The following is a 15,141-nucleotide window of genomic DNA, read 5'->3' as shown; positions in this document are numbered from 1 at the left end:
ATACCCAGTAAACCCTGACGAAATAGTTTTTATTTACTTTTACTCATGACTGCAGCTTCGTTTTCAAATCAAACTCCCGACATCCCTAATGTCGAGTGGTATCGTGGCAATATTCGTTTTGTTAACTTGAGTGGCAAACTACTGGGCGCTCACGTTGCCCATGCTGGTTTAATAGTCTTCTGGGCTGGTGCGATGACTCTATTTGAATTATCGAACTTTAACCCAGAATTGCCGATGTACGAACAAGGTTTAATTCTGTTACCCCACCTTGCAACTCTTGGTTTAGGTGTCGGTGAGGGTGGTCAAATTATTAATACTGAACCTTATTTTTTGATTGGAGTTATACATTTAATTTCCTCCGCAGTTTTAGGTGCAGGTGGTATTTTCCATGCTCTGCGAGGTCCTGCAATACTACCGGAAGATTCTACTTTTGCAGGCTTTTTCGGTTATGACTGGAAAGATAAAGACAAGATGACCACTATTTTGGGAATTCACTTGATTCTCCTTGGTGTGGGAGCTTGGTTATTAGTCGCAAAAGCTATGTTTTGGGGCGGACTATTCGACCCAAATGTTGGAAGTGGTGGCGCTGTACGAGTAATTACGAACCCAACGTTAAACCCATTCAAAATTTTTAGTTACTTATTTCCCATCCATGGTTCTCTAGGTATGGTGGCTGTAGACAACCTGGAAGATGTTGTGGGTGGTCATATTTGGGTTGGTCTAATGTGTATTGGTGGGGGTATCTGGCATACCAAAATTACACCTTATCCTTGGGTGCAAAAAGCTTTAATCTGGTCTGGTGAAGCTTATTTATCTTATAGTTTAGCTGCCTTAGCATACATGGGCTTTCTGGCTGCATTTTTTGTATTTTTTAATGACACTGTTTACCCAGAAGTCTTTTATGGTCCAGTAAAAACAACAGAGTTTACGTCTGGTCTAGTTTCCTCCCGTGGTTGGTTAGCAACTTTCCATGTTGCTCTAGCCACAGTATTTCTCGGAGGTCATATTTGGCACGCGATTCGCGCTAGCTTGAAGGAATCTGGATTTAATTTCCAGAGTGGTGATCTGATTCAAGCTCCCAAGACAACTATTCAGAGCCTGACAAAGTAATTAGATGTAAATCTAAATAGAAGGACACGTGTTATCTAAAGTTAAAACTTTGGGTAATGTCATGTTCTGTAAAAAACTTGTTGTAAGGTTCATAGTAGCGCTTTAGCGTCATAAACGAACATTGGCGCTGAAGCACTACTAAAAATATATTTTTTATCACGCCTATTTTCAATTATGTATTAGCAACCACCTTGTTGTTAAGGTATATTTTATGACTTTTGAATAATAAATAAAATATAAAATTTATCTCAGTAAGTTTCAAAAAATCGACATATCAGGGAACATACAAGTTTATTAAGTAAATTTTTAAAATCCTTTCAATTCTTAGGCTGAATCGATTTAAATAATTGCAGTAGTGAATTATAAATAGGGTATTACTGAAGAAATAAAATTCTAAAGCTCAAACATTCATTGTATTTAATATTACGTTAAACACTTGACATTTATATTTAATAAACCATATATTCTCATACAACTTATACAGTCTTGTTTCTGGCTTACTCACATCCGGAAACTTTTCTCATGTCATCAGAGTGCATTCTGCTTTATTTCATCTCAGTCAACACTAACACTGGTAAAACCAATACATTTTTTTCCCACCCTCCCTCCTACTTCCTCTCATGGGTAGGTATTTCGTATTTGGTCATTTTTTTGCGATTTTAGGGGATACTTGAATCCTGAAATGACCAAACCACGTTAAGCAGTTGATAATTTTCTCAACTATTTCTGTAATACCAAAAAACCTACCCTTGAAAGCCTCCTACTTCCCCGACTCCTAACTTCTGAGTTCTAATTCCTCATTTTCTATTCCCCTACCTACAACTACTTTTTCTTTGGCTATTTCCTTCTCTGGAGATAAACCACGACAATCATCTTTAAATTTACAGAAAAGTGTGGCAATTACAATGTAAAGTACCGGGACAACAAATAAACTTAAGACCGTAGAAACAAGCATTCCACCGAAAACAGCAGTACCTAAAGACTGTCTACTAGCTGCACCTGCCCCCGTCGCAATTACTAAGGGGAAAATTCCTAAAAGAGTGGAAACAGCAGTCATAATAATTGGTCGCATCCGCTGTTCTGCTGCTTGGATTGCGGCTTTAGTTATAGAAAGTCCTTGATCGCGCAGTTGGTTAGCAAATTCTACAATCAAGATAGCGTTTTTACTCGCCAAACCAATCAACATTACCAAACCCACCTGACAATATACATCGTTGGGGAAACCCCGCATCGATTCCGCTAATAAAGCTCCTAAAATTGCCAGAGGTACTGCTAAAAGAATAATTACAGGATCGATAAAATTCTCGTATTGAGCGGCTAGAACTAGGAACACAAACAAAATTCCTAAACCAAAAATTATTGGTGCTTGTCCTCCCGACTCAATCTCTTCTAAAGAAATTCCCGACCATTCAAAACCCATATTTTGGGGTAAAACCTCACTTGCGACCTGCTCCATTGCAGCGATCGCCTGACCGGAACTATAGCCAGATGCGGGAGCACCATTAATTTCAATGGAACGGAATAGGTTGTAGTGATTAACTGTTGGTGGTCCGGTCACGGAAGAAACTTCTACCAAATCTCCTAGAGGAACCATTCTCCCCTGCTGAGAACGGACATAAAGTTGTTCGATATCTTTGGGATGGGAACGAAATTCTTGGTCAGCTTGTACGTATACCCGATAGGTTCGTCCAAAAGCATTAAAATCATTCACATAATTTGAACCGATCAGAGTACCTACAGTTGTCAAAACATCATCAACGGATACCTGTAATGTATTGGCGCGATCGCGATCTACTTCAATCAATAATTGGGGAGCATTTGCTGCATAGGTAGTAAAGACGTTTTGTAATTCTGGTCGCTCGTTAGCTTTCTGAATTAATTCATCTTTAACTTTGACAAAGGTTGTAATGTCATTATTTCCTTTATCTTGTAATTGAAATACAAAACCACCCACATTACCCAAACCTTGAATTGCAGGTGGATTAAAGGCAATTATTCTAGCTTGGGAAATTTTTCCTAATGCACCTTGAACCCTTTGGAGAACTGCTTGGACTGACTTTTGGGGATCTTTACGTTCTCCCCAAGGGATAAAAGGTACAAAAGAAATACCACTATTTGCTGTTCTTCCACTGAAACTAAATCCCCCCAAGGAAAATGTCCCTTCAACCTCAGGAATATCCAGATATTCTCGATCTAACTGTTCAATAACTTCGCTGGTGTACTCTAAAGAAGTTCCTTCCGGACCTTGAATTAAATTTATTGCATAACCTTGGTCTTCATCTGGAAGAAAAGCCGTAGGTACAACTTGATAAAGCCAAACTGTCATCACCAATAAAAAAGCAAATCCTCCCAGGACTATGACTTTCAACCGAGTTAGAAAAGAAAGCGCATTTTTATAACCCTGACGTGTAAGGTCAATCCCCCTATTGATGACAGCAAATACTCGACCTAACCAACCTCCAGGTTCTTGTCCTGATCGCAAAAGTAAAGAAGAAAGAGCAGGTGTAAGGGTTAAGGCATTAAAGGTAGAAATAATTACAGAGAAGGCAATGGTTAAAGCAAACTGTTGATAAAGTTGTCCTGTAGTTCCAGGGAAAAACGCTACAGGAATAAATACCGCCAATAACACTAAAGAAGTTGCGATTACAGCCCCAGAAAGCTCCCGCATCGCCTCCATCGCTGCTAAGTGGGGTCTCATACCCTGCTCTTGTACCTTTCCAGCGATGTCTTCAACTACAACAATGGCATCATCCACTACCATCCCTGTAGCTAGGGTTAACCCAAACAAAGTCAAACTATTGATTGAAAAATCGAAGACTTTAACAAAAGCAAAAGTACCAATCAACGCTACAGGAATTACAACCGCCGGGACAATGGTTGCTCGCCAGTTTTGTAAGAATAATAACAAGACGAATACAACCAGTAATACAGCTTGAATCAGAGTACTAGCTACTTCTTTTGTGGATTCCTCAACAAACAAACTTGGATCGTAGGGAACGGCATAATCTAATCCTGGTGGAAAACTTTGGGATAACTCCGCCATTCTTGCTTTCACAGCCCTAGCAGCTGCTAAAGCATTACTACCGGGAGTCTGTAATACTCGGTAACCAATTGCTCCTTGACCTCTATATCTGGCAAAAGTATCATAATTTTCCGCTCCCAATTCGGCTCGACCAACATCTTTGAGTTTTACGAGGGTACCATTTTCTGCTGTTTTTAGAACTATTTCCTCAAACTCGGAAACCTCTTGTAGTCGACCAGCAGCACGTACGGTTAATTGATACCTTTGTCCATTTGCAACTGGTGGTTGACCGATACGTCCAGCACCTATTTGCAGATTTTGGCTCTCTAATGCGGAGACCACATCCTGTGCTGTAACACCACGACTCGCAAGACGCTTGGGATCTATCCACAAACGCATAGCATAGCGACGTTCCCCAAAGGGTTGAACATCACTAACACCTTCAATTCTTTTAATACTATCTACAACATATAAATCAGCATAATTACTTATAAAATTATTATCATACATACCCTCTTCTTTACTGAAGATGGACATACCAACAACAACACTGCTGGATTGTTTAATGACATTTACCCCAGTTCTCTGTACGGCTTGAGGTAACTGTGCTTCAGCAATCGAGACTCGGTTGAGAACGTCAACAGCGGCAATATCGAGGTCATAACCCTGTTCAAAAGTAACTGTAATGCTACTGGAGCCATCATCGCTACTAGTAGAACTCATATATCTCATACCTTTGACGCCGTTGATCTGTCTTTCTAAAACAGTGGTTACGGTATCTTCAACAACTTGAGCGCTGGCACCGATATAGTTAGCAGAAACTACTACTTGTACCGGACTCACATCTGGGTATTGTTCTACAGCTAGGGTAGGTATACTGACTAGCCCCACCAATAAAATTATGATGGAGCACACGATAGTTAAAACTGGTCGGCGAATAAAAAACTCGACAAACATAGGAGTAGTAAGTAATGAGTATTAAGTAACAAGTAATGATTAGTAAGTAATGAGTAATCATTACCCATTACCAGAACTCAAGTCGCAATTCATTAAACGAGCCAAAAAATAATTGGTCATTTTAGAGCCAAAAGGTGAGTTCCACCATCGCGAAGGATGACACCCAGGAGGAGCATTTAAAGTCCAATCTAATTCGTCACATTTTCGCCAACGGTTTTCAGCACGCCATCCCAAGCGCTTTCCCCATTTCTTAATAATGTCGCTGTCCTGTTCGATAGTTGTTTCTATATTTCCTCCTTCTTCTTGGTAAATACGCGCCTGAATGCTAAATCCAAAACGTCCTTTGCTGTAGGTTAACCATAAGTTATCAATGACTTGCAAATGCACGCAGGGAAAATGTCGTACTTCATCAGGACGAAAATCTTCCAAGTCCGTATGCCCGGCGATATCGGCAATCAAACGAATAGTTTCCTTGTCTGCGTCCTCCCATTTTTCCATAGCAAGCATATCCCGTAATGGTTGATAGCGTACTACGTCACTTACCAGTGAAAGATTATTCTCAATTACAGATAGCTTTTGAGATAAATCAGAATTTTGATTGACCTGTTGGGAATTGCCTTGGAGTTGGGGTTTTTCAGAATTTTTATTTACCTGTTGCTGTAATTCAGATAACTGAATTTTTAATTGATCTAACTGTTTTTGAATATCAAATAGTTGAGTAGAAACAGTATCAATTGGATTATCTAGTTCATTCATGAGTTGGAGACTGGTGACTGGGGATAGCACTGTGTACAGCCTTGCGGCATATGGGCTGGCGACTTGTAACTTGGAAATTATTCCTTCTTAATTTTTACTTTTTACTTCTTACTTTTTACTTCTTACTCTCAAATGTTGGTTCTTCCGGTACTATGGGCGCACCGTCAAATAAGTTGAGAGTACCTGAAGTTACAATTGTTTCCCCAGCTGTTAACCCTTCCAAAACTTGGTAATTATTGCCTTGAATTGGTCCCAGTTGAACAGGCTTTTGCTTTGCAACTTGTTCAGCTTCCCCTGACTGCGGATTTTTTTCTGTTTTTGCAACAAAGACAAACGCCTGATTTCCGACACGAGATACTGCAACCGTAGGGATCAATACCGCCGGACTTTGATCCCATATCACCCTTGCTCGCACAAACTGGTCAGATCGTAACTTTCCCTTAGGATTAGAAAAATTTGCTTTAGCTGTAATAGCTTGAGCATCATCATCTACTTCCGGTGCAATAAAACTAATTTTTCCTATGGCGACCGGTTTACCTTCTTTTTTGTTGACCCTCAGTTCTACCGGAAGTCCCCGCCTAAGTTGGGTTCCTCGTTCGGATGGTACCGAAAATCTAACTTCTAAGGTGTTGTTCAGAGTTAGCGTAGTTAATTCTTGTCCCACATTGACGTAATCTCCCACCTTAAGAGTAATATCTCCCATGATCCCAGCAACCGGCGCAACAATTTTAGTATCTGCTAAATTTTCAATTTCAACATTGGCTTGGGATTGGGCTTGCTTGAGAGCAGCATTTTCTCGATCTAAATTTGCTCTGGATGCTTTCACTTCCTCTTGAGAGGCTATAACTGTTGCTTCTGCAGCGTTCAGGTCTTTCTCAGCTGAGTTACGATTAGCGATCGCTGTTTTTAAATTCCTTGTCTGCAAATCTAACTGTTGTTTTGATTGTGCGCCTTCTTCTACTAAAGTTTTTGTACGCTCGAATTCTGCTTCTTGCAGGGTAACTTCGGCTGTTTGACGCTCTAAGTTGGCTGCTGCAGATTCTCTCCTTTCTTGAGCTTCCCTGAGACGAGCTTGTACATTTCTCAAAGATGCTTCAGCATTCGCACGGGCAGCTCTTTGCACATTAATATTAGCCGTAGCTGCATTTAATTGAGCACGACTGCGATCAAGACGTAATTGCATAATAGGTGCACCCGCCTTGACAAATTCCCCTGATTTTGCAGAAATCTCTATAATTCGCCCAGCAACCTCTGGACGTAAAGTTACTCTTTGCTGAGCCTCTAAAACCCCAACGTAATCAGAACTATTCTCAAATAAATCTGTTTCTACCTTCTGCACATTTACTGGAAATCTTCGCGCTTGTTGCTGTGCTGCTCCTGGATCGTTACGCAATAGAAAATACCAGGCTAATCCTCCACCGAAGAATGCAACAAAAGCAACAATAAGCCAAGACCGCCACTTGCGAAGACGCGGTTTTTTTGGCGAAGAGGGTTCAGAATCATTGTGGACAGAAACCGGCGACTCGGAAGTACTCATAATCTCTGAAATAATTCAAGACAATGTAATAAATAGAAATAAACAGATATAAAAATTATTTTCTATTTGGGTCAAACGATCCTTGTCAAATTAGTTTTTAAACCTACTTGGCATTAAATTTATCAAGTATTAAGTCTATTGACGATCAAATTTATTGATTATCAAATTAATATTTGTTCGATCTCAATGAGGTTACCATCCGGATCGCGAAAGCAAGTAGATATGAAACCTCGGTCGGAAAAATTCCACGGTGGGTTAATCAGATGAACTCCTTTAGCTTTTAGTTTTTCTAGAATTTCTTCCAGGTTATCAACCATAAAAGTCAAAACAACTCCAGCATAATTTTCATCGTAGGAAATTTCTCCATTGCTACCGACAAATTCTGATAAACCTTGACGATTAAAGATAGTTATCTTTGTTTCACCTGTATCGAGTTCTGCATATTGATCGTTATCATCTACGAAACTAACTTTAAAGCCTAGAACCTCTTGGTAGAATTTTTTGCAGGCTTCATAATTAGATACATTTAATCGGGTGTATTTGTATTTTAGTGTCATACAAAATTGAAAAAAAAACAACTAAAAATTCGTGTAACAAAAAGTTAACGAGTTGGTTTTATGTTTGCAATCTATGCTTTAAAATCTGCACTTTTGCAAAACTAGTAGAATCTAATTTTGTGCAGCTATTCGCACCGTGATATTCATCAATCAGATTACAACAAATTGCGGTTGATAATCTGGTGTATTATTGCTCAATTTATTCAAATATTGCTCAAATATATCTTTTGATTGAGTGGTTGAAGGGGATAAATAAAAAATATGGCGCTTTAGAAACGTGTTACCCTGCCCTAAGAAATGTCCTGGTTAACCACTTTCGAAGCCCCCATAAGCTTTATTTCCTGGTAGCTAGTGGAGTGTGACGTGGGTATTGGGAATTTGAATTCCCCCAGAATAGGGGGACTGGGGAAGTAAATCATCCCAAAATACTACAGCTGAAATGCTAATGATATTTTTTTATTCTGATTCCTGAGTTTTTAATGCTGAATTCTCAGAAAAAGAAATTCTTAGCAAAAGCGGTGCAACTAGGGTGGTAGCAATTACCATGATAATAATTGCTGCATCTAAAGAATTTGATAATACTCCACTAGCTGCGCCTAAACCAGCAAATACTAATCCTACTTCACCCCGAGGTATCATCCCAAAACCAATTGCTAATCGGTTTATGGGTTCTTTAGAGATCGCAGCAAAACCGGCTACAACCTTGCCGAAAATTGCGATCGCAATCAAACAAGCAGCAATAATCAAACCTTGACGATTTTCTGGAATTGCAGGATTGAGAACGCTTAAATCAACTTTAGCTCCGATCGTAACAAAGAATATTGTTGTGTAAACATATACAAATGGTCGAAATAGCTGCTCCAATTTTTCTTGAAATTTAGTTTCTCCAAGGACTAAACCGGCTGCAAAAGCCCCTAGGATAGCCTCCAAACCAATTGCAGATGCACTCAACGCAAATGTATTGAGAAATACGAGAGCTAACAGCATCAGTGCAGCAGGATTAGATAGACGGTCAATAATACTGACAAAAAGAGAACCAAAAACTCTATTGAGTACAACTGCAACTAACACAAAAGCGATCGCGCTTGCAATTAGGTAGAAAATACTAATTATTTCAACTTCACCAGTTTTTACCAGACTAAGTACAACTGCAAGTACGACAATTCCGAGAATATCATCAAGAATTGCTGCACCAATAATAATTTGACCTTCGTCGGACTGTAGTCTCCCAATATCCTTAAGGACTTTAGCAGTAATTCCAATGCTTGTAGCAGTTAAAGCAGCACCTGCAAATACAGCAGGAATAGTTGCAACTCCAAATATTTTTATCAATACTAAAGTTCCTAAAGTAAAAGGAAGAACAACTCCTGTTAGAGCTACTGTTGCAGCTTGGGAACCAACTCGAATTAAATCTCTTAAGTTAGATTCTAAACCTGTAGTAAATAACAGCGCTAAAAGCCCGATATTTGCACTTTCATCTATATATTCCTCCATTTGAAACTTGTATGCTTCCTGTGCAACTGTGGAGGAAGTACCGGTGGTAAATTCTAAAAATTTAATTAAAAGACCGTTAGCTTCTCCTCCAGATTGGGAAAATATTAACAATCCCAGCACAGAAGAACCAAGCAAGACCCCGGTAGTTAAATCGGCTAATACCGACGGTAAGCCAAAACGGGTACAAATTTCTCCCAATATTATGCTGAAAACAAAAATAATGGCAGCAGTAATAACCAAAGCTCCAACTATGGCTTTATCATATCCTTCTTCAGTATTTGCTGCTGCTAAAAGAGGAATGGGTTGTTGAAAAATTAGCTGTGCTCCCCATCCATAAAAAATTGTATTGAATGTCAACACTTATTCTCCATTAAAGTAAAGCTAACGCTTGGATTTGAGAGCATTTTATCTTGCTTGGGCTATCAAAAATTCTAGAGACGTAGCAGAGACTACGTCTCTATTAATGATAAAACCAAACGAAAAAATACCAATTATGTTACTTCATCTATTCGGAAAGAGCTATGGGTAAGCAAACTTTAAAAGAGGTTTTTCCTGGCTCCGACTCCAGGTATATCGCTCCTTTATGACGATTTTCCACGATTCGTCTGACATTGTCTAAACCAAGTCCCGAACCTTTTCCAACAGGTTTTGTTGTGTAAAAAGGTTCAAATATTCGCGATTCAATTTCCGCAGGAATACCAGAACCAGAATCGATAATTTCCACGCTGACAAAATCTTCAAAACGAGAAGTTTTTAATTTCAATACTCCTTTATGATCCATGGCATCAATAGCATTATCAATTAAATTAGTCCAAACTTGATTGAGCTCACTACCATAAGCCATAATTTTTGGGAGATTAGAAGCATAGCAACGATGAACTTCAATTCCATACTTCAACTTATAGGAAAATAGTCTCAGGGTATCTTCAATACCTTGATGAACATCAACTATTTGACTGACTCCGCGATCCATATAAGAATAAGATTTCATTGAACTGACTAAACCTGAAATCCGCTCAGCCCCACGCAAACCGCCTTGAATAATTGACATCACATCAAAAGACAGCGCCAACCAACGTAGCCCCATATCCCTAAGTTCAGTAGGATCGTCTTGCCAACGTTCCATAAGTCGTTCAAGTGTATTAACTTTTACCCCACCAGCCGCTAATGGTTCAGCTAAATTCCAGGCATTTTCCACCCCATAATCTTCTAACCATTCTAAAATTTCTTCTTCGCAATTGCTTAAGAAGACTGGATCTAAAGTATTATTAATGATTGTTTCGTAACCTTCATCCCTAACTTTGGTCCATTCTTGTGTATGAGCGTCATCCACGTTACGTTGTCCATAAACAAGATTCATCCTTTGCAGTTCTATAATTGCTGGGGTGACATCTTTAAGAGCGCGAACCACTGCTGCTGCCGGATTATTTAACTCGTGAGCCAAACCTGCAGATAAAGTACCAAGAGCTGCCATTTTCTCTCGGTTACGAATGAATGATTCCAAACCTCTGAGTCTTTTTCCTACAACTCGAAATATCTCGCGTTCAAAATCTCTGCAATCATGGAGTAATTCGAGAAAATCCTCACCCTCAAGTTCGTAGGTAACACAGTCAGTCAGTGCTTGCAAAGTTACAGGTACGGCTTCATCAGTTAAAACTTGAATTTCACCGAAAAAACCCGGTGCTTCATGTTGTCCCAAAGGCATTTCTACACCTTCTGTCAGGCGAGTTATTGCCATTCTTCCTTTTGTGAGAATAAAGAATCCCCTTCTCGGATCACCTTCAGAGATTAATTTCTCGCCAACTGGTATGTGAATTTGTTGAGAGCGATCGCATATCCATTCCAGTCTACTTTTAGGAAGTATTTTAAATAACTCCACACTTAAAAGTTCTTCTACACACAACACAACAGGATATTCCCCTTATTACAAACCAATTTATCCACTATTGCTTCTCTATAGGCTGCATTCATAAGGAACCTATCTTTAAGTTTCCAATTTTATCATTACAGATAATTGTATGTTACAAATATGACTGATGATACCAGTACTTAGAGCTAGTATCAAAGGTGTGTTCAGACTCAACAACTTTAATCATAACTGTTGTCCTCTCATCTATTTCACTATACTTGCGACCGCTAAATATGAATAAGTGTGCTCAAATTTGTTCATTTTTTGCAATAAAGTAGAAAACACCCCGAAAACTAAATCTTCTACGAGTGGGAGAAACTCAACCTTATTTTTGACCTGCTAAACACCCAGTTTTCTTCCTCGCTTCGGGATAGTCAACAAAATAATCTTCCAACCAGTCACACCCCCGTGCTAGCAACTCATCTAAGGTTTCTAAATATAACACTCGTGCTTTTGTGCCGGATATAATCACAATATATTTACTATTGGGGCTAAAGGTAACATTCCTGAATCCACCCTTTAGAGTTTGAAGCAGTTTACCGCCAATATCCCACAGGAAAACTGTTCCTGTTCTGTCTATAGTCGCAATCCGTTTGCTATCGGGACTGAAGGCTACAGGAATTGATGGACTTTTATAGCGATGATCGGTAAGAGTTTGGATGAGTTTACCATTGATATCCCACAGTTGGGCTATTCCATCCTGCGAACCAGTAAAAATCAGCTTTCCATCAGGGCTAAAGGCGAGATGTAAGATTTTATCCTGCTTTAGTTTTAGGGTATGAAGCAGTTTACCATTAATACCCCATATCCGTGTTGTTTGAGGAGATGCAACAATAATCTGCTTTTCTGTTCCCTCTGAAGATCCTGGACTAGCGGTGACAAAAGCAGCACGCTTCGCCTCTGTGGAAATTGTACCTTCATTCTCAGGTACAGTGAGGTTTTGGAGGATTTTACCATTGATGTCCCATACTCGGGCTGTTCCATCATTAGATGCAGTGAGAATTTCCTTACCATTGGGACTAAAGGCAACATCGTGGACAAATTTTTGATTGTCTAGGGTTTGGAGGAGTTTACCATTGATATCCCACAGCTTGGCGGTCTTGTCCCAAGATACAGTGATAATTTGCTTGCCGTTGGGACTAAAAGCAGCATTAACGACTATACTTTGATGTCCTGTCAGGGTGTGGAGGAGTTTTCCATCAATATCCCACACCTTAGCTGTCTTGTCCCAAGATACAGTAACAATCTGCTTCCCGTTAGGACTAAAAGCGGCATTGATAACCTTATCTTGGTGACCTTTCAAAGTATGTAGAAGTTTACCGTTGATATCCCACAACTTGGCTGTTTTATCCGCAGATACAGTGATAATTCTTTGATGATGTGGGCTAAAAGTAGCGTAGAATACTTTATCTTGATGACCTTTCAGAGTATGTAGAAGTTTACCGTTGATATCCCACAACTTGGCTGTTTTGTCGGAGGATGCAGCGACAATCTTTTGTCCGTTAGGACTAAAAGCGACATGGACAATATTATATCGATGTTCTTGATTTGCATCACGTTCGGAAGGGAGAGTTTGAAGTAGTTTGCCATTGACTCCCCACAACTTGGCTGTATTGTCAAAGGATGCAGTAACAATTCTTTTGCTGTCAGGGCTAAAGGCAGCATAGTTGACTTCGAATTCATGTCTGAGTGTTTTGCGTTGGGGAATATTAAGAACGGTATTTAAAGCCCTTACAGGGCTAGTAGCTGGATATTCGTCTAAATTTTGTCTATCCTTCACCAGTGCTTTTAACCTGTGTCCTGCTTCCATGGCTCTAACCACTATCTGTGGTGTTTTATCATACTCAAACTGCCTTAAGACTACATTTCCTAATCGTTCTAATTCCGTGCTTTTTTGAGCGTTTTCTGCTTCTTTGAGTGCCTGTGTCCTGGCTTCCCATGCTTCTTTAAGACTTAATTGCGCCTTTTTAAGTTCATTTTGAGCTTTTTTTGCCCGTGTTTGGGCTTCTCCTGCTTGCTTATTTGCGGTACTAACTTTTACTTGTGCTGACTTAATCTGTTGCTTGGCAGCTTTTTCGGTTTGCTGTAATTTTTGCTGAGCGTTAGTTAAGCGTTGTTGTGTCTGTTTAACTTTTGCTTCTGTTGTTTGTTGTTTTGCTGCTGCAATTTTCAGATTCTTTTCTGCAATTAGTTGTTGTTGTTTGAAATTATTTGCTTGTCGGTTTGCTGTTTGTTTTTCCTGATTTGCCTGTTGTGTTTCTGAATTTGCTTGCTTTAAACGGGATACAGCCCCGATTCTTTGTTGATTAGCAACCCCAGCAAATACTCCAGCAGTTACAGCCAAAACTAAGGAAGCAGTCAAAACAACCCCACCAATTAGAGTTTGTCTCTGAGTTTTCTGTTGTGCTTGGGCAAATTCCCATTTTTGACTGGCGGTTATAAACTGATAATCTTGATTACTTAAACTTTTACCTTCTGCCCATGCTAAGGCTTCACCAAGTTTTTCTCCTCGCAACAAGTAGGAATTATTATCACAATTAGAATTAAACCAAGCCTCAAAAGCTTGACCATAGGAATCTGGACGCAGATTTTTTAGTTCTTGATTTACCCAATCTAAATTAAAAATTGACTGATAAATGGAGTTATAAACCCTGAGCTTTCCCTGTTGTTCTACAACTAATCCAGATAGACGTAAATATACTTCTTCCGATGTATTAAATACTGAGTTTTCTCCCAATTCTTCTTGATCAGGAGGGCTATTCACAGTTATTCCATCCCGTTCTTGTACTGTCATGGATGGGGTTATCTCTGGTTTTTGTAAGGAGATAGGGGCGAGCAAAATTTGTTTATACAATCCCAATAATCTCCCCGTCAGTTGTCCCCCACCCTGCATAATCCTGTCTCGAATAGTCCGCAAATGCTGTGGTTCATCCTGTGTTTCCCAATTCAGAATTACCTCAGAGTTTACTAATTCCCCTACCCATTCGGTAATCCTATCTGCTGGTACTACACCCTGATGATTCAAAATCAATTTACACAGCTTTTGGGTGAGAAAAGGTTGTCCCCCAGTCCAATACAACACTGCATCCATTACCGCCATCGATTGACTAGTTTTTTCTGCCAAACCTTGGGCTAACGGTTGGGCTTCATCTAATTCAAAACCAGTTAATTCTATTGCCTTACCAATATTAAATGGTGTGCGACGTTTATCTTGAATTAAATCTCTCGGATTAGCTACTCCCAGCAAAGCAAAAGTTAGGCGTTGAAAATCTGGTTGGGAAGCTCGACTGTTATAACATTCCCGAATCAAAGCAAAAAAATCATCAACGGCAAAATTCAAACTTAAAATACTATCAATTTCGTCAATAAAAATAACTATTTGTTGTGAAATTAATTTTAATAAAACAAATTCAAAAAAATTACTTAATTTATTCACTGGAGATAATAAATTTTGTTCCATCCACCAATCATTTAAATCAAAACTATCGTAAAGTTCCAGGTTGTTAATAATAGTATCAATAATCCCCGCATACCACTGTTCTTGTGTAATACTTACCGTACCAATATTTGTAATATCAATCGCCACACAGGTAAAATTATCTTCCTGCAAGCGTTTCATTGTCTGTACCCGCAGACTTGATTTTCCCATTTGTCGAGAGTTAAGTACATAACAAAATTCACCATTTCTTAAAGATTTGTATAACTCATCATCAGCCTTTCTTTTCACATAGGTTGGGGAATTAGTGGGTAAACTTCCCCCTACTTGATATTTATATGACGGTAAGTTTATTGGACTCAT

At 39.3% G+C, this 15,141-nt stretch carries 7 protein-coding genes and 1 pseudogene; 1 reads left to right on the top strand and 7 read right to left on the bottom strand.

The window, feature by feature from the left end; translation table 11 throughout:
* Positions 1 to 45 precede the first annotated feature (45 nt).
* Positions 46 to 1,083, top strand: a pseudogene (locus BC008_RS00625) (chlorophyll a/b binding light-harvesting protein); the annotation flags it as partial.
* A gap of 802 nt (positions 1,084 to 1,885) precedes the next feature.
* Here the strand turns inward: BC008_RS00625 and BC008_RS00620 are convergent.
* The 7 genes from BC008_RS00620 to BC008_RS00590 all read right to left on the bottom strand — a co-directional run bounded on the left by BC008_RS00620 (position 1,886) and on the right by BC008_RS00590 (position 15,141).
* Positions 1,886 to 5,089, bottom strand: coding sequence for an efflux RND transporter permease subunit (locus BC008_RS00620; RefSeq protein ID WP_058182942.1), 3,204 nt, complete (start codon positions 5,087 to 5,089; stop codon positions 1,886 to 1,888).
* A gap of 60 nt (positions 5,090 to 5,149) precedes the next feature.
* Positions 5,150 to 5,845 carry a GUN4 domain-containing protein gene (locus tag BC008_RS00615; protein ID WP_036266691.1) on the bottom strand — a complete coding sequence of 232 codons (696 nt, stop codon included), beginning with the start codon at positions 5,843 to 5,845 and terminating at the stop codon, positions 5,150 to 5,152.
* A 115-nt stretch (positions 5,846 to 5,960) separates the two neighbouring features.
* Entirely contained in the window at positions 5,961 to 7,382 is a 1,422-nt protein-coding gene (locus BC008_RS00610; protein WP_027844857.1) for an efflux RND transporter periplasmic adaptor subunit, read from the bottom strand.
* Positions 7,383 to 7,543: 161 nt separating this feature from the next.
* Positions 7,544 to 7,939, bottom strand: coding sequence for a VOC family protein (locus tag BC008_RS00605; protein WP_027844856.1), 396 nt, complete (start codon positions 7,937 to 7,939; stop codon positions 7,544 to 7,546).
* A gap of 456 nt (positions 7,940 to 8,395) precedes the next feature.
* Positions 8,396 to 9,793 carry a cation:proton antiporter gene (locus BC008_RS00600; protein WP_201026056.1) on the bottom strand — a complete coding sequence of 466 codons (1,398 nt, stop codon included), beginning with the start codon at positions 9,791 to 9,793 and terminating at the stop codon, positions 8,396 to 8,398.
* Between the two features lie 145 nt (positions 9,794 to 9,938).
* Positions 9,939 to 11,339, bottom strand: a complete 1,401-nt coding sequence (locus BC008_RS00595) for a sensor histidine kinase (protein WP_027844854.1) — start codon at positions 11,337 to 11,339, stop codon at positions 9,939 to 9,941.
* Positions 11,340 to 11,667: 328 nt separating this feature from the next.
* Positions 11,668 to 15,141 (bottom strand): AAA-like domain-containing protein, encoded by a 3,474-nt coding sequence (locus BC008_RS00590; RefSeq protein WP_058182941.1) that lies wholly within the window; start codon positions 15,139 to 15,141, stop codon positions 11,668 to 11,670.

The organism is Mastigocoleus testarum BC008, from assembly GCF_001456025.1.
Taxonomy (GTDB): domain Bacteria; phylum Cyanobacteriota; class Cyanobacteriia; order Cyanobacteriales; family Nostocaceae; genus Mastigocoleus; species Mastigocoleus testarum.
This window is presented reverse-complemented; position numbering and strand designations above follow the sequence as displayed.

Coding starts and splice junctions, on each gene's coding strand:
- BC008_RS00615 (WP_036266691.1), bottom strand. CDS start 5,845: ATGAATGAACTAGATAATCCAATTGATACTGTTTCTACTCAACTATTT.
- BC008_RS00610 (WP_027844857.1), bottom strand. CDS start 7,382: ATGAGTACTTCCGAGTCGCCGGTTTCTGTCCACAATGATTCTGAACCC.
- BC008_RS00605 (WP_027844856.1), bottom strand. CDS start 7,939: ATGACACTAAAATACAAATACACCCGATTAAATGTATCTAATTATGAA.
- BC008_RS00620 (WP_058182942.1), bottom strand. CDS start 5,089: ATGTTTGTCGAGTTTTTTATTCGCCGACCAGTTTTAACTATCGTGTGC.
- BC008_RS00590 (WP_058182941.1), bottom strand. CDS start 15,141: ATGAGTCCAATAAACTTACCGTCATATAAATATCAAGTAGGGGGAAGT.